The organism is Kosakonia sp. H7A, from assembly GCF_003028445.1.
Taxonomy (GTDB): Bacteria; Pseudomonadota; Gammaproteobacteria; order Enterobacterales; family Enterobacteriaceae; genus Kosakonia; species Kosakonia radicincitans.
The window spans coordinates 452217-477890 of sequence record NZ_PYTZ01000002.1 but is presented as its reverse complement, the minus strand read 5'-3'; the positions used below and the strand labels follow the sequence as shown (position 1 = coordinate 477890).

Genomic DNA, 25674 nt, shown 5'->3' with positions numbered 1-25674 from the left:
TGGAGAGCTGACTTTATGACGCAAAACAGCGCATTAACGACGCTAAAAGATCTGGCTGAGAAAGAGGTTGACGACGCGGCACTGAAGTTGGGTGAAATGCGTCGCAACTGCCAGCAGGCGGAAGAGCAGTTGAAAATGCTGATCGACTATCAGCATGAGTATCGCAACAGTCTGAATAACAACATGAGCCAGGGCATTGATAATCAGCGCTGGCAAAATTATCAGCAATTTATTCAGACGCTGGAAAAAGCCATCGATCAGCATCGTAAGCAATTGATGCAATGGAACGAGAAAGTCGATATCGCTCTGGGTTGCTGGCGAGAGAAGAAACAGCGCTTACAGGCCTGGCAAACGCTGCAAGAGCGGCAAAGCGCAGCAGCATTACTGGCGGAAAACCGCCTCGATCAGAAAAAAATGGATGAGTTTGCACAACGCGCATCCCTGAGGAAAATAGAATGATCACCTTGCCAAAACTGGTAGTAACTGAATCCGATACCGCCACCAGCGCGCAGACAGGCAAAGCGGGCGGCGATTCGGCACAAGATTTCCTCGCCCTGCTTACCGGCGCGATGTCCGGCACGCAGGGACAAACCCAGGAGAACGGGGAACCGCTGACGCTTGCTGATTTACAGGCTGCGCTGGCAAGCGGCAAGCTGGCGAAAGGCAACCTGACCGCAGCCACCGGTGAAGATGCGCAAACGCCCGCGCAGAAACTCGCGGATCTGCTTGCGCGTCAGATTGCCAAACGCGATGTCACCGCCGGGGCGACGGAAAGTACGGCCACCACTGCTGATATGCAAAAACTCTTGTCTGGCCTGACGCCTGCCGCGAAAAGCGATGTTCTCGCCGCGCTGAACAAAACGGCGCAAAGCGGTGATGAGAAGAGTGATGCAACCGATGACGAACTGGCAGGCCTCAGTGCATTGATGGCGATGCTGCCGCATCAGCAAACTGCGCAGCTGAGTGCTTCCGCGACGGCGAAATCGACCAGCGTCAGCACGCAGGATGTTGCCGCAGCCGCTAACCGCGCGCTGAACAGCAGCTCACTCTCGACCGCAGCCGATACCGATCTATCACGTAGCGCCGCGAAGAATGATCCGGGCGCGAACACGCCTTTCCAGGTGGCTGACAATTCACAGCAGGCCGCAGTACTGGCCGCGGCCAGCGCCACGAAGAAAGATAGCGACAATGCGCTGCAAACCACCAACACCACGGTTAGCGTGGCGCCGGTGACCACCAGCGCCAGCGCGGCTCAGGCCAGCACGCCTGTGGCGGCACCGGTTGTCAGCGCGCCGCTGGGTAGCCATGAATGGCAGCAGAATATCAGCCAGCACGTCACGCTGTTCACTCGCCAGGGCCAGCAGACGGCTGAACTGCGTTTGCATCCGGAAGATCTGGGCCAGGTGCAGATCTCCATCAAGCTGGAAGATAACCAGGCGCAGCTGCAAATGGTTTCGGCGCACAGCCACGTTCGTCAGGCACTGGAAGCCGCGTTACCGACGCTGCGTACGTCTCTGGCTGAAAGCGGTATTCAGCTTGGGCAGAGCAGCATCAGCAGCGAAAGCTTCACCGGCCAGCAGCAACAGCAGGCCTCACAGCAGCAACACGCTTCACGTTCGGGTTCCGGCGATGTTTTTGGTTCCGACGATGATACAGCCATCGTGACGCCAGCAAGCTTACAGTCTGTGGCTCGCGGTAACGGCGCTGTAGACATCTTTGCCTAAACGCCAGAGGTAGCATGATTATCCCCGTCTTTTCCGCGCTTTGACGCGCGCAGGACACGGGATAATCACCTCATAAGCAGTACTAACAGGAAGCCCGTATCTAATGACTGACTCCGCTATTAATAAAAAACGTAAGCGCTCTATCTGGATCCCGCTGCTGGTGTTAATCACCCTCGCGGCATGCGCCACAGCTGGCTATAGTTACTGGCGTATGCAACAGAAACCTGCGGCAAGCGCAAAAGCGGAAGCTCCGCCCCCGCCAGCGCCGGTTTTCTTCGCGCTGGACACCTTTACTGTGAACCTGGGCGATGCCGATCGTGTGCTGTATGTGGGCATTACGCTGCGTCTGCACGATGACGCAACGCGCGCCAGACTGAGTGAATATTTGCCGGAAGTGCGTAGCCGCTTGTTACTGTTGTTCTCTCGTCAGAATGCACAACAGCTTGCAACCGATGAGGGTAAACAGGCGCTTGCTACCGCGATTAAAGAGACGCTTGCAACGCCGTTAGTGCCAGGACAGCCGAAGCAGGAAGTCACTGACGTTCTTTATACAGCTTTCATTTTGCGGTAAAGACATGGGCGATAGTATTCTTTCTCAGGCCGAAATCGATGCGCTGCTCAATGGCGACAGCGATAAGAGTGATGATCCGAAACCGGGTATGGGCGGCGATAGCGATATTCGCCCCTATGACCCGAATACCCAGCGCCGCGTGGTGCGTGAGCGTCTGCAAGCGCTGGAGATCATCAATGAACGTTTTGCGCGTCAGTTTCGCATGGGGTTGTTCAACTTGCTGCGTCGTAGCCCGGATATCACCGTTGGCGCGATCCGCATTCAGCCCTATCACGAGTTTGCGCGTAACTTACCCGTTCCGACCAACCTTAACCTGATCCACCTGAAACCGCTGCGCGGCACCGGCCTGTTTGTCTTCTCGCCGAGCCTGGTGTTTATCGCCGTGGATAACCTGTTCGGTGGTGATGGACGCTTCCCGACGAAAGTGGAAGGCCGTGAGTTTACGCACACTGAACAACGCGTGATCAACCGCATGCTCAAACTGGCGCTTGAAGCGTACAGTGATGCATGGAAGGCCATTAACCCGCTGGACGTAGAGTATGTACGTTCTGAAATGCAGGTTAAGTTTACCAACATTACTACGTCGCCGAATGATATCGTCGTCAATACGCCGTTCCACGTGGAAATCGGCAACCTGACCGGTGAATTCAACATCTGTCTGCCTTTCAGCATGATAGAGCCGCTGCGCGAGATGCTGGTGAACCCGCCGCTGGAAAACTCACGCACCGAAGACCAGAACTGGCGTGACAATTTAGTGCGTCAGGTTCAGCACTCCGAGCTGACTTTGATTGCCAATTTCGCGGATATTCCCCTGCGCCTGTCGCAGATACTTAAGCTCCAGCCCGGCGATGTGCTGCCGATTGATAAACCCGATCGCATTATCGCTCATGTGGACGGCGTACCGGTTCTTACCAGCCAGTACGGTACAGTCAATGGACAATATGCGTTACGTGTAGAGCACCTGATAAACCCGATTTTGAATTCGCTGAATGAGGAACAGCCCAAATGAGTGATATGAACAATCCGTCCGATGACAACAACGGAGCAGTGGACGATCTGTGGGCTGACGCGTTGAACGAACAAAAAACCTCGACTGGCAGTAAAAGCGCGGCTGATGCCGTGTTCCAGCAGCTTGGCGGCGGTGATGTTGGCGGCAATCTCCAGGATATCGACCTGATTATGGATATCCCGGTCAAGCTGACGGTCGAACTCGGCCGTACGCGGATGACCATTAAAGAGCTGCTGCGTCTGACGCAGGGTTCCGTAGTCGCCCTTGACGGGCTGGCGGGCGAGCCACTGGATATCCTGATTAACGGCTATCTGATTGCGCAGGGTGAAGTGGTTGTCGTCGCCGATAAATACGGTGTGCGTATTACCGATATCATCACCCCGTCTGAGCGTATGCGTCGTCTGAGCCGTTGAGCCGAGCATGAAAACACAGGCCACGGTTTCCCAACCGTCTGCCATTTCCGGTTCGCCGCTGCTGCAAGTCAGCGGCGCACTGTTTGGCATTATCGCGGTGATCCTTGTCGCCGCGTGGCTGGCAAAACGCCTCGGCTTTGGCGGCAAAACCGCCGGCGCCAGGGGCTTAAAAGTGACGGCCAGCGCTTCTGTCGGCACGCGTGAACGCGTAGTGATTGTCGATGTTGAAGATGCACGTCTGGTGCTCGGCGTGACTCCCACCCAAATAAACCTGTTGCACAAACTTCCTCCTGCGCCTGCTGAAAGTGAAGACGTGAACGACAAAAATGCGGATTTCCAGTCCGTGATGAAGAATTTGCTTAAGCGTTCCGGGAGATCCTGATGCGCCGTTTGTTACCCCTTGTGCTGGCTGGTTTATGGCTGGTTACACCTGCCGCTTTCGCTCAACTGCCCGGCCTTATTAGCCAGCCGCTGGCTAACGGCGGCCAGAGCTGGTCGCTGCCGGTGCAGACGCTGGTGTTTATCACCTCCCTCACCTTCCTGCCGGCAATTTTGTTGATGATGACCAGCTTCACCCGCATCATCATTGTGTTTGGCCTGCTGCGAAATGCATTGGGTACACCCTCCGCGCCGCCAAACCAGGTACTGCTTGGGCTGGCGCTGTTTTTGACCTTTTTCATTATGTCGCCGGTTATCGACAAGATTTATACCGACGCCTATCAGCCGTTCAGTGAAAACAAGATTTCCGTGGATGTGGCGCTGGAACGCGGCGCGCAACCGCTGCGTGAATTTATGCTGCGCCAGACCCGGCAAGCCGATCTGGCGCTGTTTGCCCGCCTCGCCAATGAGCCACCCATTCAGGGGCCGGAAGCCGTACCCATGCGGATTTTGCTGCCTGCTTATGTGACCAGTGAGTTGAAAACGGCTTTCCAGATAGGTTTTACGATTTTTATCCCGTTCCTGATTATTGACCTGGTGATCGCCAGCGTACTGATGGCGCTGGGGATGATGATGGTGCCACCCGCGACCATCGCCCTGCCGTTCAAGCTGATGCTCTTCGTGCTGGTGGATGGCTGGCAATTACTCGTCGGCTCGCTGGCGCAAAGCTTTTACAGTTAGGAGTAAAGCATGACACCCGAATCGGTCATGATGATGGGCACCGAGGCGATGAAAGTGGCTCTCGCGCTCGCTGCCCCACTGCTGTTGGTTGCGCTGATCACGGGTCTGGTGATCAGTATTTTGCAAGCTGCAACGCAGATCAACGAAATGACGCTCTCCTTTATCCCGAAAATCATCGCCGTGTTTATCGCGATTGTGGTTGCCGGGCCGTGGATGCTGAATTTGCTGCTTGATTATGTGCGCACCCTGTTCAACAACATTCCTTATATCATCGGGTAAACCCGCTTATGCTGAACGTCACCAGCGACCAGTGGCTCCACTGGATCAGTATGTATTTCTGGCCGCTGCTGCGCGTGATGGCGCTGATTATGACCGCGCCGATCCTCAGTGAAACACGTATCCCGCGTCGCATTAAAGTTGGGCTGGGGATTGTCATTACCGTAGTCATCGCACCGACACTGCCACCAACACCCGATGTCGCCATTTTTTCACCACCAGCGCTGTGGCTGGCGTTACAGCAAATTCTGATTGGCGTCGCGCTCGGTTTTACCATGCAGTTTGCTTTTGCCACTATCCGTACCGCCGGTGAACTGATTGGCCTGCAGATGGGTCTCTCCTTCGCCACCTTTGTCGATCCTACCAGCCATCTAAACATGCCAGTGCTGGCGCGTATTCTCGATATGCTGGCGATGCTGCTGTTCCTCACCTTCAATGGACATCTTTGGCTGATTTCCATGCTGGTGGACACCTTCCACACGCTGCCTATCGGCGGCAATCCTGTAAACAGTAACGCGTATCTGGCGCTAACCCGCTCGGCGGGAATGATTTTTCTCAATGGCCTGATGCTGGCATTACCGGTTATCACCCTGCTACTGACCATTAACCTGTCACTCGGTTTGCTAAACCGCATGGCTCCTCAGCTATCGGTGTTTGTCATTGGTTTTCCGGTGACATTAAGCGTAGGTATTTTGCTGATGGCGGTGATGATGCCGTTGCTTGCACCTTTCTGTGAACGATTATTCAGCGAGTTTTTCAATCTGTTAGCGGAAATTGTCAGCGAACTGCCGCAGAATACTAATCCGTAGCTTTGGTATTGTCTTTATAAGGATAATCCTAAAGTGAAATTTGCAAAACATCTTCCAACATATATCTGGCGCGGCTTATTTGTTTTTAGCCGTCTCACAGAACACAACATTTACTTTACTTTGAGATGATTCCTGGCAAATTATACGTAACTTTACGGGATAGTGGATTCGCCTGAAGTCTTCATCCTGCACCTCAGTAATATTAAGTTTTTCCTGTATGGCTTCGGAAGCTTCTGGCGGGTGGTGAATTATCGTTACGCATTGAGTGAGGGTATGCCATGTCAACGATTATTATGGATTTATGCAGTTATACCCGGTTGGGATTAACAGGGTATCTGACGAGCCGGGGGGTAAAAAAACGAGAAATCAACGATGTACAAACAGTTGATGAACTCGAATCAGCTTGCGCCACACTTCAGCCATCCGTGGTGTTTATTAATGAAGACTGCTTTATCCATGACCCAAGCAGCAGTCAACACATTAAGCAAGTCATTAATCAACATCCCCGAACACTGTTTATCGTGTTTATGGCGATAGCCAATATTCATTTCGATGAATATCTTTTGGTCCGTAAAAATTTATTGATTAGTTCTAAATCAATCAAGCCTGAGTCGCTGGACAATATTCTGGGAGATTATCTGAGTAAGGAGAAAAAAAGCGTCGGAACCATTAATTTACCCACGCTTTCATTGAGCCGTACAGAGTCCAGCATGTTGAAAATGTGGATGTCCGGGCAAGATACGATCCAAATATCGGATCAGATGAATATCAAAGCCAAGACGGTATCATCACATAAAGGCAATATAAAAAGAAAAATAAAAACACATAATAAACAAGTTATTTACCATGTCGTACGTCTTACCGACAATGTCACGACAGGTATATTTGTTAATATGCGTTAGAAAGTAGTATTTTTTTTCACCCTCCCTGGCAGGAGGGCGAAATATTATTCTACTCGCTCGACAAAAATCCCATCAGGGTGGTCCTTTTCGTTAAAGAACCAAATACCGAGCGGGTAATCTTCAAGTGATACCAGGTACATCGTACCCTCATTGAATGCTTCAACAGCCAATACCACACCCGGACGGCGTGGACCCCCGTCCGTTTTGACTGTAACCCGATCGTTAACCTTCATATTTACCCTCCTGTCGCATTTACGCCAGTGTAGAACAAAACGCCGGAGCTGGCAGCGTCCCGCCGTTTAGCTGGCGATTTTTTCTACCGTCTATACTTAAGAACGGCATTGCAACGAGGTGACAGCATGAAAACGGCAAAAGAGTACAGCAATACCGTCAAGCGCGACGTCGATATTGACGTGGATGCGCTACTGGCGGCCATTAATGAAATTAGCGAAAGCGAAGTTCATCGGGTCGAAGATGAAGAGGGCCAGCGCGTCAGCGTTGATGGTCGCGAATATCATACCTGGCGGGAACTGGCGGAGGCATTTGAACTGGATGTCCATGATTTCAGCATTACGGAAGCGAATCGCTGAAGAAACATCCCGGCCGTAAAACGGCCGGGATAAAGCTTGCTTTCGCAAGAAGCACTTAAAATTCGTACACCAGGGAATCTGATGTAGCGCAACTTTATCGACAAAAACGGACGATGACAAGAATTATTGATCAGGCGAATAATTAGAAATACAACTGTATTCTGTTGGATACAATACTTCCGCCGCCTGCCCTTTTCCGAATGATAAGGAGCCGAAAATGCCGAGTCTGGACGATCCCTTACTGGTATTTACCGATGTCGATGGCACGCTGCTTGATAACCATACCGGCGAGTGGCAAGCCGCAGCAGAATGGCTTACCCGCCTTCGCGCGCAGTCAATCCCGGTCATTTTATGCAGCAGTAAAACAGCCGCAGAGATGATGGCCATTCAGAAATTGCTGCAACTGCAGGGACTGCCGTTTATTGCCGAAAACGGCGCCGTCATTCAGCTTGATGCGCAGTGGCAGGATCATGAGGATTACCCACGTATTATCAACGGTTCGCCCCATGCTGATATTGCCAGCGTACTGGCCCGGCTGCGCCAGCAGCATGGCTGGAAATTCACTACGTTTGGCGAACTGGATGAGCATATGCTGGCAGACGTGACCGGTTTACCTCTGGCGCAGGCAAACCTTGCGCGTCTCCAGGAGGCGTCAGAAACGCTGATCTGGCGTGACAGCGACGAGGCGATGTCCGCCTTCGATCAAACCCTTCAGCAACTCGGTCTGCGCTTTGTACAGGGTGCGCGCTTCTGGCACGTTCTGGATGAACGCAGTGGAAAAGATCAGGCCGTTAACTGGCTCACGCGCCAGTATCATCACTACCGGGGCCAGCGCATGTTAACGCTTGGCCTCGGCGATGGCCCTAACGATGCGCCGCTGCTTGATAGCGTCGATTACGCTATCGTGGTGAAAGGCCTCAATCGCCAGGGCGTACAATTGCGTCAGGATTCACCCGAGCGGGTTTATCACACAATGCAGGAAGGCGCGGGAGGCTGGCGCGAAGGGATGGATCATTTCTTTGGCGCACCGTCCGTAGAGCAAACCTGATTGCGTCCGTTGTTTTTCGCGCGGTACAGGCGGCTATCAGCAACAGATTGCAGGGATTCGAAATCGTAATCGCCGTTCTCAGAGGCATCGCTGACACCCAGCGACACCGTAATGCGCAGCGTGGTGTCTTTCTGTACCAGAATCTCTTTCCCCTTGATTCGCGCGCGAATACGCTCGGCAACCCGGGCAGCCTGCTCCAGCGAGCTGCCCGGCAGCAGAATACAGAACTCTTCCCCGCCGACGCGCCCGGCGACATCCTGCCCGCCGATAGTATTGCTGATTATTCCGGCAGCATGAGAGAGCACCAGATCGCCAGCCTGATGACCGAAACGGTCATTAACACTTTTAAAGTGATCGAGATCCAACTGGATAACGGCAAAGGGCAGATTACTCACGCGCGCCTGTTCGGATAACGTTTTTGCCCGTTCAAAAAATGAGCCGCGGTTATACAGACGCGTTAGCGGATCGAACCACGCCTGCCACTGCAACGTGTTCTGCATGCTGTACATATTATTCACCATCCTGCGGATAATCCCCCACGAGAACAGCAGCATGCCGGTAAAGAGCAACCACAACAGCGACAGTGCGATACTGATACGCCCAAAATCGCCGGTTATCCCCTCCCGCAACGTGTGAATACGCACCAGTACGCCACCAAACTGTTTCAGCTTTTGCCAGCTAACATAGCGAGTACCGAGATGGATCCCACCGAGGGTATCGCGTTCCATATCCGCCAACAGTTGATTGCGTTCATTCACACTAAATACAGCCCCCTGCTCCGTCAGCGTGCTAGTCAGCAGATTAAAGCTGCTGTCATAAAGCAGATATTGCCCCCCTTCCTGCTCTTCACGCGCTTCGACCAATAAACGATTGATATCGCTAATAGGAAAGCTCAGCACCAGCACGCCATACCAATATTGCTGATAGTCCAGCGGCACGCTGGCAGCGACGAACCCGCGTGTTACGCTGCCCTGGCGCGCCTGATCGGTATACCAACGAACGCCACGGGCCCGATTTTCCTGCTGTTGCTGTCCCCGAAACCAGGGGCGCATCAGCAGGCGATAATAGGTCGGAACGATCTTTTCTTCACTCTCCACCGGGTTTGTCGAGATATAGAAACCGGCGCGAGAAACGTAATACGCCTGGCGCGGCAACATGGAAGCATTAGCGGAGAGACGGAACAGATAGCCGAGCTCCATCGCCGCGGTCAGTTCCGCAGGTAAGCGTTCATCATCACGGTTGAGGAGATCGCTTTGATTAACAAAATAATCGGATACGCCATAAATGGGCAGCGTGCGCGTATTATCAAGGCCGATTTGCCACTGCGACTGTGTGCGCCGGAGTCCGAACTCCTGCTGTACATTATTCAGTACTTTAAAACCGAGCGGCGTTTGTAGCGCGGCCTGCATGCCGTTGCGAAAAAAAAGCAGCCGATCCACACCACTCTGCATTTGCATGTCCAGCGCGTTACTGACATTTTCCAGCTCGCTGCGCTGGCTGGCGACGTAAGCTCCTTGCAGGACGATCACTTCTCGCCAGGTCAAAATCGTGGAGCACACCATGACAATCAGAAAGCAAAGGTTAACCACCCGTGCCGGGAGAAAATAACGCTTCAGAGTAATAAACGACCTCGGTTGTTTCACGACGCTGTTCTGCCGCACACGAGCTCCCTGGAATTCAGTCTGTATAGCCGCAGTCGATCTTTAGCACTGGCGTCGAATGGAGAACAATAAAAACGCCCAGCAATAGCCGGGCGTTTCTACTGGGTTACACCTGCTCGTGTGCCCTTTGCCTATCGCCAGGCATCAGTTCATCTTCACGAAAGGCTTCCCGTTTGACCCCGTAACCGTCATACCATCGGCACTCCACCATACCGCTGGAGTAGCCGGTAACGATCATGCGCGGACCACCCTCTTTTGGTATTACTTCATCGCTGACCAAAAAGACCATCACTGCCTCCTGTATCAGGGCGAAACTTTTTCACATTAGACGAAGTTTGCGGGTTTTGCATAATCACTGCGGCGAGATTTTACTTCGCCGCACCACGCAGATGCGTAACCCCTTTAACGACGGCCACGACCACCGCGCCAATGGCGAATCCCAACAGCAAATTAGCGATAACCGGTATCAGGGTCTGCAGCAACGCGTGCTGACCGGCCGCGAAATTCGCGATCGCATGGTGCAGCGGCGTTATGCCATGCACCACAATACCGCCGCCAACGAGGAACATCGCCAGCGTGCCGACCACGCTTAAGGTCTTCATCAGCCAGGGAGCCAGAACAAGCAGCCCTTTGCCCATCCCCTGCGCCAGCGCGCCTTTCCGTTCTGCCAGCCAGTAACCCATGTCATCGAGCTTGACGATAATCCCCACCAGGCCATAAACACCGATGGTCACCAACAACGCAATGCCCGATAAAACCAGCACCTGGTTGAGCAATGGCGAGTCGGCCACGATACCGAGCGTGATGGCAACAATCTCTGCCGATAAAATAAAATCGGTACGGACAGCGCCTTTGATTTTGTCTTTTTCGAACTGCTGCGGATCCTGTGCGGCCAGCGCCTCCAGCCGATGCTGCCGGGCTTCCGGGGTCTCTTTATGCTTACGAGCAGCCAGGGTGTGCAGCACTTTTTCCACACCCTCGAAGCACAAAAACGCGCCGCCGACCATCAACAGCGGTGTAATAGCCCACGGGATAAATGCGCTGATCAGCAAAGCCAGAGGCACAAGAATGACCTTGTTGAGCAGCGATCCGCGCGCCACACCCCACACTACCGGCAGTTCACGGTTGGCGCGAACGCCGGTTACCTGCTGCGCATTTAACGAAAGATCGTCTCCCAGCACACCGGCAGTTTTCTTCGCCGCCAGTTTGCCCATCACGGAAATGTCATCCAGCAAGGTGGCAATGTCGTCAAGCAATGTTAATAAACTACTTCCTGCCAAAATTTCTTCCTTTTCAGAGTTATCACTAAATAAAGTGCAGTATGCAGTAAAAAATCTATGGCGAGAATCACCCCATAGTGTCAACAAAAATTTAACAGCTTCTGCCGAATTAACCACTCGCAAGACGTATAGTTTTGACGTTTACTATAAGCCTCGTATCTTTTGTTGTGGTGGTTTATGCGTTTCAGGCAAGTTTTACCGCTTATTGGAGCGTTGTTTGCGCTCTACATCATCTGGGGTTCTACCTATTTTGTTATCCGCGTCGGCGTCGAAAGCTGGCCGCCCTTCATGATGGCTGGCATCCGCTTTTTATCTGCGGGTATCGTGCTGATAACCATTCTGTTGCTGAGCGGCCATAAACTGCCGCCGCTGCGCCCAATGCTCAATGCGGCGCTGATTGGCGTATTGCTGCTCGCTGTCGGTAACGGCTTTGTCACGGTGGCGGAACATCAGAATGTCCCTTCCGGCATCGCTGCGGTCGTCGTGGCGACCGTACCACTGTTTACGCTGTGCTTTAGCCATTTTTTTGGTATCGCGACGCGAAAGCTTGAGTGGGCTGGAATTGCTATTGGCCTGGCGGGGATCATTTTGCTGAATAGCGGCGGAAACCTGAGCGGTAATCCATGGGGCGCAGTCATGATCCTCATCGGCTCGCTAAGCTGGGCGTTTGGTTCGGTGTACGGTTCGCGGATTGAACTCCCGGGTGGGATGATGGCGGGCGCGATTGAAATGCTGGCCGCCGGGATCGTGTTGCTGGCCGCCTCAGCTCTGAGCGGCGAACACCTTAGCGCCATACCGCCGCTGTCCGGCTTTTTCGCCGTCGGCTATCTGGCGCTGTTTGGCTCTATCATCGCTATTAGTGCCTATATGTATCTGATCCGCAACGTGTCACCGGCATTAGCAACCAGCTACGCCTATGTGAACCCGGTGGTGGCGGTACTGCTGGGCACGGGCTTTGGCGGCGAACATCTCTCTTCCGTTGAATGGCTGGCGCTGGGGATCATTATCCTGGCTGTGGTACTGGTGACGCTGGGCAAATATCTCTTCCCGCCGCGCCCGGCTGTTACGCCTTGCGTGGAGAAGTAATCGCCATCGCATGAATCCCCTGAGTGTCGATCTGCGCGGTTTGTTGCCCCTCGCAGATCCACTCTTCCAGCCGCTCGCTCAGTGCCCCATCGCTCAGTTTCAGCTTGCCGCGCAATGCGCACTCCCACACCACCAGCACCCGCCAGCCCTGTTCAAGCAGCAATGCGCAGTCGCGCGCATCACGCGCCACATTTTTGCCGATTTTTTCCAGCCAGAAATCCGTACGCGTGGCCGGAATCTTAAACAGATAGCAGTTATGGCGATGCCAGTAACACCCGTGGGTGAAGATCACACAGCGATACTCATCCAGCACAAAATCAGGGCGACCTGGTAACGCGGCATCCTGTACGCGAAACGCCAGATCCAGCGATTGCAGGCAGGCGGCCAGCCGTTTTTCGATGGCCGTATCGCGCGTAGCGATTGCCCGCATATTCTTACTGCGCGTCGCTTTGTCATGAACATCCGCCATCTCTTTTCTCCCTTAAGTTGCTGAGGTACGAAAGCGCCGTAGCACCTCATCATCAATCCGTTGATGATCGCCCTGGAGTTCCGCGCTCAGTTTCGCCATGTAATGCACCAGAAAATCGGCGTTATGCGCAGCCAGCTCCCGCCCTTTTGCTGTCTGCATGGTGGCAGGCAGCTTCAGTAACTTACAGCGAAAATGATCGAGGGCGTAGGCTTTGTCGTCCAGTTCCCGCTCTGCGGCAAAGGGATCGTTGCCGTCAAAGAGCGCCGCGCCCATCGAACCGGAGACAGCAAACACGCGGGCCAGACCAATCGCGCCAAGCGATTCCAGCCTGTCCGCGTCCTGAACGATTTTGGCTTCCAGCGTGAGCGGTGCGATACCTGCGCTAAAGCTGTGCGCTTCAATGGCATGACGCACGGCTGGCACCGAGCCTGCGGGAAAATCAGGGAAGTCATTGGCCAGAATTTCAGCGGTTTTTTGCGCCGCCAGTACCGAGGATTGATGGCGTTGCGGGTGGTTTTTCGCAAAGCTGACAATGTCATGGAAATAGCAGGCAGCCAGCACCACCAGCCCATCAACCTGCTGCCCCAGCATCAGCGTCTGCGCGGTTTTCCACACCCGGCGAAAGTGCGACACATCATGGGCTGCATCAGCATGATTAAAGTGTTGCGTCACCCATTTATCGAAACGGTGTTGCCAGTCAGATAAATTCATTGTGCGTCCTGTCGATGAAAAGTCATTACCATAACATCTTCAGGCATCAGGATCGCGTGGGCGAGTATACCAGGCAATCGCGCCGAGTATCGCTCCCACCACGCCAAGCACCAGTACGCTGCTGAAGCTGTTGAACCCATCCGCGCTGGCTGCGCCCCTTGCGCCATTCGCGTTGCCCGAAGGCGGTCCAGGCAACCAGATATCGTTCAACAGGCTCCAGATAAACCAGACACAAAAAATCCAGAAAACCCATAACGCCAGCTTTCCCCCCAGACTTCGTTTCGCTTTATCTTCCATAATGTCGTTTTCCGCGCTGTTAAGGGTGAAAAGGAAAAGCTTCTTTCAATACGAATGTGACTACTTTCACATCATATCCCCAGAAAATGAATTTTAAAGATATATCAGCTTTATTTATATATTTTACTGTCACACGTCAGCTCGCCCTGTTTTGGTGCAAAGAAGTTCGTAAAAATAAACAGAATAAAAAAAACAAAGTGCTTTAGTTTTATTTAAGGCTAAAAAATTAGTTTTCTTATTACAAAAACTGTGTAATTATCCTGACTCGTTTGTTATCCACCTTCCTTTCTTTATTTTTTACTGTCGCTCCTGTTTGACTTGTCCGATATTTATATGTCGGACTTTTTTCTTCTTATTAAAATAACCAACATCAATACCAATAACCCCTGAATTTACAGAAACCATAAATTTAAAATAACCATTAAAAACAAATGGTTGCAATGGTTCGCGAATCATAATCACATCGTGTAAAAACAGAATACCTACGATATTTCTCATTTTTATTACCTGACATCGCAGATAATTAAGGAAAAACAGGGAATAATCCTACTCAGCCCATCATGACGCTAAACATATTCTCAGACACCATGTTATTTATTGTACAAATAATTAATGGGAAAATATCATCCGGAATTATTTCTACACATAACACGACTAACGCGTAACGCTAAGGGTGCTCATCATTGAGAAACCGATCGGCAAACCTGGGCAGGAGCGACAAACAGCGGAAGTGATCCCCGATCGCACGCGCACAAGACAACGGTGACATCAACCTCTGTCGGGTTTCATTCGAAATGCGACTTGCCCACGCAGACAGCAGAATTCAGGCAGGAGCTTTACAGACCGATAACAAATAATATTGCACAAAATAGTGTGACTCTGTTCAATCCGCAATCTGCGCAATAGTGTTATTTATGCACAATCGTTTTTATATGAAGCAATTAAATTATGAACGCATATGAATTACAGGCATTACGCCATATTCTCGCGATGAGCATTGAAGAGTGCGCAACCTGGATTGCACCGGATAATACGGCAGCAGAGTGGCAGGCATGGGAAAAGGGAGAAAAAGCTATCCCAGCGGATATTGTTGAAAAATTGCAGGCGCTGAGAAAAAAAAGGCAATCGCATATTAACGCTCTCATCCAACGAATAAACAATCGCATTGGCAATAATACGATGCGTTTTTTTGTGGATTTGGCTGCGTTTCGGACGATATATCATGATGGGGATTATCTGGACTGGAAGGTTTATCAGTCAGTGGCCGCCGAACTCTATGCGCATGATCTGGAACATCTGTGCTAAAGACGTTTGTCTGATGACACCGCCAACGCTCCATTTCACCTTCACGCCGTAAATAAAATGAAAAACACCTATCTCTCGACTGCCCTGGGTCTTTATCTGAATTACCTGGTGCACGGCATGGGGGTCATTTTAATGAGCCTCAATATGTCTTCGCTCGAACTCCAGTGGCAGACCAATGCAGCAGGAGTTTCTGTTGTTATTTCCTCACTCGGTATTGGCCGGCTAAGCGTTTTGCTCTTCTCCGGAATATTGTCGGACAAATTTGGCCGTCGACCATTTATTATTCTCGGCATGCTTTGCTATCTCGCATTTTTTTTCGGCATCATCAACACACACAGCATTGTTGTGGCTTATGCGTTTGGCTTTTTAGCCGGGATCGCCAACAGTTTCCTCGACGCAGGAACCTATCCCAGCCTGATGGAAGCATTTCCGCGTTCCCCCGGCACGGCGAATGTGCTGATCAAAGCGTTTATTTCTGCGGGGCAGTTTTTATTACCGATGATCATCAGCCTGCTGGTATGGGCGGAAATCTGGTTCGGCTGGTCCTTTCTGGTTGCCGCCGCCATTATGATCCTCAACGGCCTGTTTTTACTCCGCTGCACCTTTCCCCCTCACCGTGCGCGCAAATCGCCACCGGTCGCAGACAGCACGCTTAAACACCACTGCTCCGTTATCGATCTGGCCAGCTACACATTGTATGGCTATATCTCAATGACCACGTTTTACCTTATCAGTCAGTGGCTTGCACAATACGGTCAGTTTGTTGTCGGCATGTCGTATACCGAGTCTATCAAACTGCTCAGCGTTTACACCTGCGGTTCGCTGCTCTGCGTTTTCATTACCGCTCCACTGGTACGGAAAACCGCCAGAACCATGGCGTTATTAGTGCTGTACACTTTTATCTCGTTTGTTGCCTTGCTGACAGTATGTCTGCATCCCAGCGTTGGGATGGTGGTGATTTTTTCGTTTGTTATTGGTTTCTCCTCCGCAGGTGGCGTCGTACAAATTGGCCTGACATTGATGGCCGCCCGTTTTCCTTACGCCAAAGGAAAAGCGACCGGTATTTATTACAGCGCGGGAAGCATTGCTACTTTTACCATCCCATTAATAACGGCACGCCTCTCTGAGCACAGTATTGCTGATATTATGTGGTTTGATACTGCCATTGCGGCTATCGGTTTTCTGCTGGCACTTTTTATTGGTTTACGCAGCCGTATGGCATCCAGGCGCTCGGTGAATATGGCACCTGTCGCCGAATAATCCTCCCGATGCAATATTGTTGATGCGCTTGTGCAAAATAATACGGACGTTATTTAGCGACACAATTGATAGCGTTCAGAACGATATAAAAGCCATTTCACTTCACATTTTATCATGCAATAAACCTGGTAAATTAAGCGCCATACTATGTATGGCCGAATGTTGAAAGAACGTAAAGTAATATCTAAACTCGCGGCCAGATATCACAGTAAGCGCTGCGGGAGAAAAAATTTAAAATCTGCACGGAGCTGTGAAAAATGTCTCAGAATAAGGCTTTCAGCACCCCATTTATCCTGGCGGTAATCTGTATCTATCTTAGTTATTTCCTGCACGGCATTAGCGTTATTACGCTGGCGCAAAATATGACATCTCTGGCGGCGAAATTTTCCACCAACAATGCGGGCATTGCTTATTTAATTTCGGGCATCGGTCTGGGTCGTCTGGTCAGTATTCTGTTCTTTGGCGTTATTTCCGACAAGTTCGGTCGCCGGGCCGTTATTTTATTGGGCGTCGTATTGTATATGCTCTTTTTCTTTGGCATCCCCTCCAGCCCGAACCTGATGGTGGCTTTTGTTCTGGCTGTCTGCGTCGGTGTCGCCAACTCGGCGCTCGATACCGGAGGCTACCCGGCGTTGATGGAGTGTTTTCCGACAGCGTCCGGCTCGGCGGTGATTCTGGTAAAAGCGATGGTTTCTTTCGGGCAGATGCTCTACCCAATGATCGTCAGCTACATGCTGCTTAATGATATCTGGTACGGCTATAGCGTCATTATTCCCGGCGTTCTGTTTGTCCTGATCACGTTGATGCTGTTGAAAAGCCGCTTCCCCGGCCAGCAGGTCGATGCCAGCGTCGCCAAAGCGCTGCCGCAGATGAACAGCAAACCGCTGCCGTGGCTGGAAGGCATTGCCTCGGTATTATTCGGCGTTGCAGCCTTCTCCACCTTTTACGTCATCGTGGTATGGATGCCGAAATATGCCATGGCATTTGCCGGAATGGCGGAAGCCGACGCCCTAAAAACCATCTCTTACTACAGCATGGGATCGCTGCTGTGCGTGTTCATCTTCGCCGCACTGTTGAAGACAAAAGTACGTCCTGTCTGGGCCAACGTCTTTAACGCCGGGCTGGCGGCTATTACAGCAGCTGTTATCTATTTGTTCCCGTCGCCACTGGTGTGCAATGCCGGTGCGTTTGTTATCGGCTTTTCCGCAGCGGGCGGCATCCTGCAACTGGGTGTGTCGGTGATGTCTGAGTTCTTCCCGAAGAGCAAAGCCAAAGTCACCAGCGTCTACATGATGATGGGCGGGCTGGCGAATTTTATTATCCCGCTGATTACCGGGTATCTCTCTAACATTGGACTGCAGTACATCATCTTGCTGGATTTCTTCTTCGCACTGCTGGCCTTCCTCACCGCCGCCATTGTCTTCGTCCGTTACTACCGCGTCTTCAATATTCCTAAAAACGATGTGCGGTTCGGCGAACGGTATTTTCAAAAAACAGCTTCCGTTCACGATAAATATTCAAGGAGTCTATGATGGATGTAACTGCAAAATATGAACTGATTGGCCTGATGGCCTACCCTATCCGGCACAGTCTGTCTCCGGAAATGCAAAATAAGGCGCTGGAAAAAGCCGGGCTGCCTTTTACCTATATGGCATTTGAAGTCGATAATTCGACATTCGCCAATGCCATTGCCGGGCTGAAAGCCTTAAAAATGCGCGGCACCGGCGTCTCCATGCCGAATAAACAACTGGCGTGCGAGTATGTGGATGAATTAACCCCGGCGGCAAAACTGGTTGGCGCTATCAATACCATTGTCAACGATGATGGCTATTTACGCGGCTACAACACCGACGGTACCGGACATATCCGCGCCATCAAAGAGAGCGGTTTCGACATCAAAGGCAAAACCATGGTACTGCTGGGTGCCGGAGGGGCATCAACCGCGATTGGCGCACAAGGTGCCATTGAAGGGCTGAAAGAGATTAAACTGTTTAACCGCCGGGATGATTTCTTCGAAAAAGCCGTCGCCTTTGCCCGTCGCGTCAACGAAAACACCGATTGCGTGGTAACCGTGACAGACCTTGCGGATCAGAAAGCGTTTGCCGCTGCCCTTGCTACCGCAGACATCCTCACTAACGGCACCAAAATCGGCATGAAACCGCTGGATGATCAAAGCCTCATCAGCGATATCAGCCTGCTTCGTCCGGGTCTGCTGGTCACCGAATGCGTGTATAACCCGCATATCACCAAACTGTTGCAACAGGCGCAGCAAGCCGGGTGCAAAACCATTGATGGTTACGGCATGTTGCTGTGGCAAGGGGCTGAACAGTTCAAACTGTGGACCGGTAAAGAGTTTCCGCTGGAATACGTGAAACACGTCATGGGCTTCGAAGCCTGAAAGACCGTTGAATAAGAGGTACTGAATGAAAACGGTAAGCGTAAAAAATCTCGTGATTGGCGAAGGAGCTCCCAAAATCATCGTCTCGCTGATGGGGAAAGATATCGCCAGTGTTAAATCGGAAGCGCAGGCCTATCGTGACGCGGACTTCGATATCCTGGAGTGGCGTGTTGACCATTTCAGCAATGTCGCCTCCATTGATGCTGTGCTGGAAGCGGTATTTGTCATCCGCAATGCAATAGCGGATAAACCGCTACTGTTTACCTTCCGCAGCGCGAAAGAAGGCGGTGAACAGGCGCTATCGGCGGAGCAGTATATTGCGCTCAACCGCGCGGCAGTGGATAGCGGTCTGGTCGATATCATCGATCTGGAGCTGTTTACCGGCGAGGCGCTGGTCAAAGCCATGGTGGAACATGCGCACGCGAAAAGCGTGAAAGTTATCATGTCCAGCCACGATTTCCATAACACGCCACCAGCAGAAGAGATTGTGCAGCGCCTGCGCAAAATGCAGCAACTGGGTGCCGATATACCCAAAATCGCGCTGATGCCGAAGAACAAAACCGATGTGCTGACCCTGCTTACCGCGACGCTTGAGATGCACGAACACTATGCCGACCGCCCGCTTATTACCATGTCGATGGCAAAAGCCGGGGTCATTTCACGGCTGGCAGGTGAGGTGTTCGGCTCGGCCGCAACGTTTGGCGCGGTGAAAAAGGCCTCGGCACCAGGACAAATATCCGTTAGCGACCTGCGTATTGCCTTAACGATATTGCATCAGGCCTGAGAGAGTATATTCAGGCGGAACTAAACGTTTTCGCCCTACATTAAATAATGCCCGGACATGAATATTTTCAAATATTCAGCGGACGCGCTCGGCTTTAATTCACGGTTGAATAGCGGCGAATAAAGCCAGATATCCGCACCGCACGGACATCCCAGGAGTCATTATGAAACCTGAAAGACCCTCACGCCTCAATGGACGCGTGACTGTACTGTCAGCGCAGGAAGCGGTGGAATATATTCCCGACGAAGCCACGCTGTGCATTTTAGGCGCAGGTGGCGGCATTCTCGAAGCCACCACATTGATCACCGCGTTAGCCGATAAATATAAACAGACGCAAACACCGCGAAACCTTTCCATTATCAGCCCAACCGGACTTGGCGACCGTGCCGATCGCGGGATCAGCCCGCTGGCACAGGAAGGCCTGGTGAAATGGGCACTGTGCGGACACTGGGGACAATCGCCGCGCATCTCCGATCTGGCAGAACAAGGTAAAATTGCCGCCTACAACTACCCGCAAGGCGTATTAACACAGACGCTTCGCGCCGCTGCGGCCCACCAGCCCGGCATCCTTAGCGATATCGGACTGGGCACCTTCGTTGACCCCCGCCAGCAAGGCGGCAAGCTGAATGAAGTCACCCAGGAAGATCTGATCAAACTGGTCGAGATCGATAACAAAGAGTACCTCTACTACAAAGCCATTGCCCCGGACATCGCGTTTATCCGCGCCACCACCTGTGACAGCGAAGGATATGCCTCGTTTGAAGATGAAGTGATGTATCTGGATGCACTGGTACTGGCGCAGGCGGTGCATAACAACGGCGGGATTGTGATGATGCAGGTGCAGAAAATGGTGAAAAAAGCCACGCTGCACCCGAAATCAGTGCGCATTCCGGGTTACCTGGTGGATATCGTGGTAGTGGATCCCAACCAGACGCAGTTGTACGGCGGCGCACCGGTGAACCGCTTTATCTCTGGTGATTTCACGCTCGACGACAGTACGCAACTCACCCTGCCCCTCAATCAGCGCAAGCTGGTGGCGCGCCGCGCCTTATTTGAGATGCGCAAAGGCGCGGTGGGAAATGTGGGGGTCGGTATTGCCGACGGCATCGGGCTGGTAGCGCGTGAAGAAGGCTGTGCCGATGATTTCGTGCTGACGGTGGAAACCGGGCCGGTCGGTGGCATCACCTCGCAAGGTGTGGCGTTCGGCGCCAACGTCAATACTCGCGCCATTCTCGATATGACCTCGCAGTTTGATTTCTACCACGGCGGCGGCCTTGATGTGTGTTACCTGAGCTTTGCCGAAGTGGATCAACACGGCAACGTCGGCGTGCATAAATTCAATGGCAAAATTATGGGCACCGGCGGGTTTATTGATATTAGCGCCACCTCACGAAAAATTGTGTTCTGCGGCACGCTGACTGCCGCCGGGCTGAAGACCGAGATTACCGACGGCCAGTTGCGCATTGTGCAGGAAGGCCGGGTGAAAAAATTCATTAGCACGCTGCCAGAAATTACCTTCAGCGGAAAAATCGCCCTCGAACGCGGGCTGGACGTCCGCTACATCACCGAACGCGCAGTATTTACCCTGAAAGAGGACGGTCTCCATTTAATGGAGATTGCGCCGGGCGTCGATCTGCAAAAAGACATTCTGGACAAAATGGCGTTCACGCCGGTGATTTCTCCCGACCTGAAACTGATGGATCCACGCTTATTTATCGATGCCACCATGGGGTTTGTGTTACCCGAAGCGGCCAATTAACAGGAGTACGATAATGGATTTCTCTTTAACCGAAGAGCAGGAACTGCTGCTTGCCAGCATCCGGGAACTCATTACCAGCAACTTCCCGGAAGAGTATTTCCGTACCTGCGATCAGACAGCAACTTACCCACGCGAATTTATGCGTGCACTCGCCGATAACGGCATCTCTATGCTCGGCGTGCCAGAAGAGTTCGGCGGCATCCCGGCAGATTATGTCACGCAGATGCTGGCGCTGATGGAAGTATCAAAATGCGGCGCACCGGCATTCCTGATCACCAACGGCCAGTGCATCCACAGCATGCGTCGTTTCGGCTCCGCTGAGCAGCTACGGAAAACGGCGGAAAGTACGATGGAAACCGGCGATCCGGCGTATGCGCTGGCATTAACCGAACCGGGAGCGGGTTCCGATAACAACAGTGCCACCACCAGCTACACGCGCAAAAACGGCAAGGTCTACCTGAACGGGCAGAAAACCTTCATTACCGGGGCGAAGGAATACCCTTATATGCTGGTGCTGGCGCGCGATCCGCAGCCTAAAGATCCGAAAAGAGCCTTTACGCTGTGGTGGGTGGACGCGAAAAAACCGGGGATCAAAGTTAACCCGCTGCACAAAATCGGCTGGCATATGCTCAGCACCTGCGAAGTGTATCTCGACAATGTCGAAGTCGAAGAGAGCGATATGGTCGGCGAAGAAGGCATGGGCTTTCTCAATGTGATGTACAACTTTGAAATGGAACGCCTGATCAACGCCGCCCGCAGTACCGGCTTTGCCGAATGCGCGTTTGAAGATGCTGCCCGCTATGCCAATCAGCGCATTGCTTTCGGTAAACCAATTGGCCATAACCAGATGATCCAGGAAAAACTGGCGTTAATGGCGGTAAAAGTTGAGAACATGCGCAATATGGTACTGAAAGTGGCCTGGCAGGCCGATCAGCAGCAGTCCCTGCGCACCAGCGCTGCACTGGCGAAGCTGCACTGCGCCCGTACCGCACAGGAGGTGATTGATGATGCCATCCAGATTATGGGTGGGCTGGGTTATACCGATGAAGCGCGCGTCTCTCGTTTCTGGCGGGATGTACGTTGTGAACGCATCGGTGGCGGCACTGACGAGATCATGATTTACATCGCCGGACGCCAGATTCTGAAGGATTACCAGGATTAAAACTGCGCTGTAGCTCCCGGCGCGCCGGGAGCTACAGGAAAATTAATACAGCACTTTTTCCGGCACGTAAAAATCGGACAGATACTCTGATTCAACCACGTTATTTTTAAATTGCCGACGGTAGTCGCTGGGTGAGCAACCACCATGACGCAGAAAGAGCTTGGCAAAATGATCGACGTTTTCGTATCCCACGCGCCAGGAGATTTCGGCCAGCGAATTATCGGTATTGGTCAGCGCAAATTTGGCTTCCGTCATCCGCCGCTGAATCACATAGTTGATGGGAGAAATACGGTATTCTTTAGTAAATTCGTGACAGATATAACTGACACTGGCGTGAAATTGTTTTGACAACTGTTCGAGCGTTATTTTTTTACGGTAGTTGTTATTCAGATAAACCAGAATATCTTTAATTAACGCATCTTTTTTAATATACCCCTGCTCCGATCGGTAAGCGTTTTTAAAGTTTTCGAAGTACAACACCGTCAGCGCATAAGCAAACGCATCATAGACCGAAGATGTTAATGTATTTTTACTTTGCGGCAACATTACGCTCAATTCATGAAAGATGCTGGTAATCACCTCTTTTGCCTGCCCGGCAGAAATGACCGGACACGAATGCGGTTGCAACAGTTGGTTCTCTTCCCAGCCGCGAAAACGAAAGCCATACAGCGCGCAGGTATAGGTAGTGGCAGGCGCGTTCGCATCGGAAGTGACGGCGTGTAACCGCCCCCGCTCAATCACCACAATATCGTTCTCGTGCGCGACATACAGCGACGAATCAATGATTAATCGTGCAATCCCTTTTTTGACAAAAATAAGCTCAGTTTCATTATCGTGAACATGATGCCCGGATTCCCAGGTTGGGTCATCGCTGATGACAAAGCGCGAAAATCGGGGCGTTTCCCCATGCACGAAAAGGGGTTCCACGGCATTATCAAAGCATCGCTGATACATGACAACCTCACATGTTAAGAATAAGCCTGAACAAAATAATAAGGGTAAAATAGAGCGACTACTGCGGTTATTCAACACTCCTTCGCTGTTGCAGAACAAGATTATTTGCCCGGCATGCAAGATAATATGTTTACGCCTGAAAATTAATTTCCCTCACTTTTATTTTGCCTGGGCGATCTCACTTTTTTTGCAAGATTGTTAGCAACGAAAACAAATTGTCCCGTCGAAAAGCGCATCCCGCTATCGCACACTGTTTCCAGTCACTTTTTACTTTCCGTCGATATTGGCGCTACGTCCAATATTCGCCCGCGACTCACAGGAGATGCCATGAAAATAATAGCCTGCTTCAAACTGGTACCTGAGGAACAGGACATCGTGGTCACGCCCGACCACGCGCTCAGCTTTGACAATGTGGCAGCGAAGATCAGCCAGTTCGATCTCAATGCTATCGAAGCGGCGACGCAGCTCGCCAGCGATGATGATGAGATTGCCGCCCTGACCGTTGGCGGTTCGCTGCTGCAAAATTCAAAAGTGCGTAAAGACGTACTTTCTCGCGGCCCGGACAGCCTGTTTATGTTGCAGGATGCGCAACTGGAACATGCCCTGCCGAAAGAAATCGCCCAGGCGCTGGCGGCGGCGGCAGAGAAGATGGGCTTCGATCTGATGCTGTTTGGCGAAGGTTCCGGGGATCTCTACGCCCAACAGGTGGGCTTGCTGGTTGGTGAGATCCTGCAACTGCCGGTGATTAACGCCGTCAGCAACATCCAACGTAACGGCGACAAACTCAGCATTGAGCGCACGCTGGAAGAAGAGGTCGAAGTGATCGAACTGACGCCACCCGCCGTTCTCTGTGTCACTTCCGATATAAACGTCCCGCGCATTCCTTCGATGAAAGCCATCCTTGGTGCGGGTAAAAAACCGGTCAACCAGTGGCAGGCCAGCGACATTGGCTGGAGCCCGTCCTCACCGCTGGCGGAACTGATGGAAATCACCGTACCACCAGCCACCACGCGCAAACACATCATCCTCGACAATGATTCACCCGAAGCGATTGCCCAACTGGCTGAACTCGTGAAAAAAGCCCTCAATTAAGCCCAACGGAGAAGAACACCATGAGTCAATTAACCCATGTCTGGGTACTGAGCGATAACGCAGAACGCTATGCCGAATTACTGTCCGGCGCACGCCTTTGGGGCCAGCAGGTACATGCCATCGTCTATGGCGCAGAACAGGTCAAGCGAGTCCAGTCTCTGGGCGCCGACAGTGTGATAGTGCTTGAACCCCACTCTGAACTGCAACGCATTGAAAATTTCGCTGAGACTCTTGCGGCGCGGATCGGGCAGGACGCTGCCGGCCAGCCATCATTACTGCTGATGGCCGCGACAAAACGGTGCAAAGCGCTGGGCGCGCGGTTGAGCGTGCAATTGAACGTGGCGATGGTTAATGACGCCACGGCTGTCACCATTGCCGACGGCAGCGTCTGTGCGGAACACCGTATGTACGGTGGTCTGGCGTTTGGGAAAGAGAAACTCAACGGCTCGCTCGCCATCATTACCCTCGCATCCGGCGTACTGGAGCCTGCGGCCGCAGATTCGTCGCGCACCTGCCCGGTTGTCACTGCGGACTATATTGCGCCGCGCCACGAGATCCGTTGTCTGGAACGCCGCGCGAAAACGCTGAGCAGTGTGGATCTGAGTAAAGCGAAACGCGTGGTGGGTGTTGGCCGTGGCCTGGCGGCGAAAGATGACCTTGCGATGGTGCGAGAACTGGCCAGCGTGCTGGGTGCGGAAGTGGGTTGCTCGCGCCCGATTGCCGAAGGCGAAAACTGGATGGAACGCGAACGTTATGTGGGCGTCTCCGGCGTACTGCTGAAATCCGATCTCTACCTGACGCTGGGGATTTCCGGGCAGATCCAGCATATGGTCGGCGGCAATGGCGCCAAAGTGATCGTCGCCATCAACAAAGATAAAAACGCGCCGATTTTCAATTATGCCGATTACGGCCTGGTGGGCGATATCTACAAAGTCGTCCCGGCCCTGATCGGTGAATTGAGCCACTAAGATACGTATCCCGCAGGCGCTGCGGGA

31 protein-coding genes are annotated in these 25674 nt (G+C 52.3%); 22 read left to right on the top strand and 9 right to left on the bottom strand.

Annotated features, from left to right (window positions below; all coding sequences use genetic code 11):
- Window positions 1-15: 15 nt before the first annotated feature.
- The 10 genes from fliJ to rcsA all read left to right on the top strand — a co-directional run bounded on the left by fliJ (window position 16) and on the right by rcsA (window position 6823).
- The gene (gene fliJ, locus CWM66_RS10250; RefSeq protein WP_007371495.1) at window positions 16-459 is read left to right on the top strand and encodes a flagellar export protein FliJ; all 444 of its coding nucleotides are present in this window, start codon (window positions 16-18) and stop codon (window positions 457-459) included.
- Window positions 456-1724, top strand: a complete 1269-nt coding sequence (gene fliK, locus CWM66_RS10245) for a flagellar hook length control protein FliK (protein ID WP_079517739.1) — start codon at window positions 456-458, stop codon at window positions 1722-1724. The genes fliJ and fliK overlap by 4 nt, the downstream gene beginning before the upstream one ends.
- Before the next feature lie 103 nt (window positions 1725-1827).
- A complete protein-coding gene (gene fliL / locus CWM66_RS10240; protein ID WP_007371493.1) occupies window positions 1828-2295 on the top strand; it encodes a flagellar basal body-associated protein FliL in 468 nt (155 codons plus the stop codon).
- A gap of 4 nt (window positions 2296-2299) precedes the next feature.
- The gene (fliM, locus tag CWM66_RS10235; RefSeq protein WP_007371492.1) at window positions 2300-3304 is read left to right on the top strand and encodes a flagellar motor switch protein FliM; all 1005 of its coding nucleotides are present in this window, start codon (window positions 2300-2302) and stop codon (window positions 3302-3304) included.
- Window positions 3301-3717, top strand: a complete 417-nt coding sequence (gene fliN / locus CWM66_RS10230) for a flagellar motor switch protein FliN (RefSeq protein WP_007371491.1) — start codon at window positions 3301-3303, stop codon at window positions 3715-3717. Before fliM ends, fliN begins: the two co-directional genes overlap by 4 nt.
- A gap of 7 nt (window positions 3718-3724) precedes the next feature.
- Window positions 3725-4099 (top strand): flagellar biosynthetic protein FliO, encoded by a 375-nt coding sequence (gene fliO, locus CWM66_RS10225; protein WP_007371490.1) that lies wholly within the window; start codon window positions 3725-3727, stop codon window positions 4097-4099.
- Entirely contained in the window at window positions 4099-4836 is a 738-nt protein-coding gene (gene fliP, locus CWM66_RS10220; RefSeq protein WP_007371489.1) for a flagellar type III secretion system pore protein FliP, read from the top strand. Before fliO ends, fliP begins: the two co-directional genes overlap by 1 nt.
- 9 nt (window positions 4837-4845) lie before the next feature.
- The gene (fliQ, locus tag CWM66_RS10215) at window positions 4846-5115 is read left to right on the top strand and encodes a flagellar biosynthesis protein FliQ (protein ID WP_007371488.1); all 270 of its coding nucleotides are present in this window, start codon (window positions 4846-4848) and stop codon (window positions 5113-5115) included.
- 8 nt (window positions 5116-5123) lie between these two features.
- The gene (fliR, locus tag CWM66_RS10210) at window positions 5124-5921 is read left to right on the top strand and encodes a flagellar biosynthetic protein FliR (RefSeq protein ID WP_007371487.1); all 798 of its coding nucleotides are present in this window, start codon (window positions 5124-5126) and stop codon (window positions 5919-5921) included.
- Between the two features lie 278 nt (window positions 5922-6199).
- Window positions 6200-6823, top strand: coding sequence for a transcriptional regulator RcsA (gene rcsA / locus CWM66_RS10205; RefSeq protein ID WP_007371486.1), 624 nt, complete (start codon window positions 6200-6202; stop codon window positions 6821-6823).
- A gap of 44 nt (window positions 6824-6867) precedes the next feature.
- Here rcsA and dsrB read toward each other — a convergent pair whose 3' ends face one another.
- Window positions 6868-7056: a protein DsrB gene (gene dsrB / locus CWM66_RS10200; RefSeq protein ID WP_007371485.1), complete on the bottom strand. Its 189-nt coding sequence runs from the start codon at window positions 7054-7056 to the stop codon at window positions 6868-6870.
- Window positions 7057-7182: 126 nt separating this feature from the next.
- On the opposite strand from dsrB, the gene yodD reads away from it, so the two are divergent.
- Together yodD and CWM66_RS10190 are read left to right on the top strand one after the other, a co-directional pair.
- Complete coding sequence (gene yodD, locus CWM66_RS10195; protein WP_007371484.1) at window positions 7183-7413, top strand: YodD family peroxide/acid resistance protein; 231 nt, start codon at window positions 7183-7185, stop codon at window positions 7411-7413.
- A gap of 217 nt (window positions 7414-7630) precedes the next feature.
- Entirely contained in the window at window positions 7631-8461 is an 831-nt protein-coding gene (locus CWM66_RS10190) for a mannosyl-3-phosphoglycerate phosphatase-related protein (RefSeq protein WP_035890246.1), read from the top strand.
- Here CWM66_RS10190 and dgcQ read toward each other — a convergent pair.
- The 3 genes from dgcQ to CWM66_RS10175 form a co-directional block, all read right to left on the bottom strand.
- Window positions 8425-10122: a cellulose biosynthesis regulator diguanylate cyclase DgcQ gene (gene dgcQ, locus CWM66_RS10185; protein WP_051644091.1), complete on the bottom strand. Its 1698-nt coding sequence runs from the start codon at window positions 10120-10122 to the stop codon at window positions 8425-8427. The two genes, CWM66_RS10190 and dgcQ, sit on opposite strands and share 37 nt — an antisense overlap.
- Window positions 10123-10228: 106 nt before the next feature.
- Window positions 10229-10411, bottom strand: coding sequence for a YodC family protein (locus CWM66_RS10180; protein ID WP_007371481.1), 183 nt, complete (start codon window positions 10409-10411; stop codon window positions 10229-10231).
- 79 nt (window positions 10412-10490) lie between these two features.
- Complete coding sequence (locus CWM66_RS10175; protein WP_071920998.1) at window positions 10491-11402, bottom strand: DUF808 family protein; 912 nt, start codon at window positions 11400-11402, stop codon at window positions 10491-10493.
- Between the two features lie 177 nt (window positions 11403-11579).
- Between CWM66_RS10175 and yedA the strand changes: the two genes are divergently transcribed.
- Window positions 11580-12488: a drug/metabolite exporter YedA gene (yedA, locus tag CWM66_RS10170; RefSeq protein ID WP_035942225.1), complete on the top strand. Its 909-nt coding sequence runs from the start codon at window positions 11580-11582 to the stop codon at window positions 12486-12488.
- On the opposite strand, the gene CWM66_RS10165 is transcribed toward yedA, so the two are convergent.
- From CWM66_RS10165 to CWM66_RS10150, 4 genes are all read right to left on the bottom strand, one after another.
- Window positions 12466-12957, bottom strand: coding sequence for a very short patch repair endonuclease (locus tag CWM66_RS10165; protein ID WP_007371477.1), 492 nt, complete (start codon window positions 12955-12957; stop codon window positions 12466-12468). The genes yedA and CWM66_RS10165 overlap by 23 nt on opposite strands.
- Before the next feature lie 12 nt (window positions 12958-12969).
- Window positions 12970-13668 (bottom strand): phosphohydrolase, encoded by a 699-nt coding sequence (locus tag CWM66_RS10160; RefSeq protein ID WP_035890253.1) that lies wholly within the window; start codon window positions 13666-13668, stop codon window positions 12970-12972.
- A 39-nt stretch (window positions 13669-13707) separates the two neighbouring features.
- Window positions 13708-13965 carry a cell division protein DrpB gene (gene drpB / locus CWM66_RS10155; RefSeq protein WP_007371474.1) on the bottom strand — a complete coding sequence of 86 codons (258 nt, stop codon included), beginning with the start codon at window positions 13963-13965 and terminating at the stop codon, window positions 13708-13710.
- Between the two features lie 297 nt (window positions 13966-14262).
- Entirely contained in the window at window positions 14263-14463 is a 201-nt protein-coding gene (locus CWM66_RS10150) for a hypothetical protein (RefSeq protein WP_071921000.1), read from the bottom strand.
- 450 nt (window positions 14464-14913) lie between these two features.
- Here CWM66_RS10150 and CWM66_RS10145 point away from each other — a divergent pair, with 450 nt between their 5' ends.
- The 7 genes from CWM66_RS10145 to CWM66_RS10115 all read left to right on the top strand — a co-directional run bounded on the left by CWM66_RS10145 (window position 14914) and on the right by CWM66_RS10115 (window position 22633).
- Entirely contained in the window at window positions 14914-15270 is a 357-nt protein-coding gene (locus CWM66_RS10145; protein WP_090396599.1) for a YdiL family protein, read from the top strand.
- Between the two features lie 57 nt (window positions 15271-15327).
- Window positions 15328-16530 carry an MFS transporter gene (locus tag CWM66_RS10140; protein WP_007371469.1) on the top strand — a complete coding sequence of 401 codons (1203 nt, stop codon included), beginning with the start codon at window positions 15328-15330 and terminating at the stop codon, window positions 16528-16530.
- A 257-nt stretch (window positions 16531-16787) separates the two neighbouring features.
- Entirely contained in the window at window positions 16788-18062 is a 1275-nt protein-coding gene (locus CWM66_RS10135) for an MFS transporter (protein ID WP_035890257.1), read from the top strand.
- Window positions 18062-18928, top strand: a complete 867-nt coding sequence (gene ydiB, locus CWM66_RS10130) for a quinate/shikimate dehydrogenase (RefSeq protein ID WP_007371466.1) — start codon at window positions 18062-18064, stop codon at window positions 18926-18928. The genes CWM66_RS10135 and ydiB overlap by 1 nt, the downstream gene beginning before the upstream one ends.
- A gap of 25 nt (window positions 18929-18953) precedes the next feature.
- Complete coding sequence (aroD, locus tag CWM66_RS10125) at window positions 18954-19712, top strand: type I 3-dehydroquinate dehydratase (protein ID WP_035890259.1); 759 nt, start codon at window positions 18954-18956, stop codon at window positions 19710-19712.
- A gap of 163 nt (window positions 19713-19875) precedes the next feature.
- A complete protein-coding gene (locus tag CWM66_RS10120; RefSeq protein ID WP_035890260.1) occupies window positions 19876-21471 on the top strand; it encodes an acyl CoA:acetate/3-ketoacid CoA transferase in 1596 nt (531 codons plus the stop codon).
- A 13-nt stretch (window positions 21472-21484) separates the two neighbouring features.
- Entirely contained in the window at window positions 21485-22633 is a 1149-nt protein-coding gene (locus tag CWM66_RS10115) for an acyl-CoA dehydrogenase (protein ID WP_007371463.1), read from the top strand.
- Window positions 22634-22675: 42 nt separating this feature from the next.
- Here the strand turns inward: CWM66_RS10115 and CWM66_RS10110 are convergent, their stop codons facing one another.
- Window positions 22676-23587: an AraC family transcriptional regulator gene (locus CWM66_RS10110; protein ID WP_035890059.1), complete on the bottom strand. Its 912-nt coding sequence runs from the start codon at window positions 23585-23587 to the stop codon at window positions 22676-22678.
- Between the two features lie 327 nt (window positions 23588-23914).
- Here CWM66_RS10110 and CWM66_RS10105 point away from each other — a divergent pair, with 327 nt between their 5' ends.
- Window positions 23915-24679 carry an electron transfer flavoprotein gene (locus CWM66_RS10105; RefSeq protein WP_107146606.1) on the top strand — a complete coding sequence of 255 codons (765 nt, stop codon included), beginning with the start codon at window positions 23915-23917 and terminating at the stop codon, window positions 24677-24679.
- A gap of 20 nt (window positions 24680-24699) precedes the next feature.
- On the top strand, window positions 24700-25647 hold the full coding sequence (locus CWM66_RS10100; RefSeq protein ID WP_007371459.1) for an electron transfer flavoprotein subunit alpha: 948 nt from the start codon (window positions 24700-24702) through the stop codon (window positions 25645-25647).
- The last annotated feature ends 27 nt before the right edge of the window (window positions 25648-25674 follow it).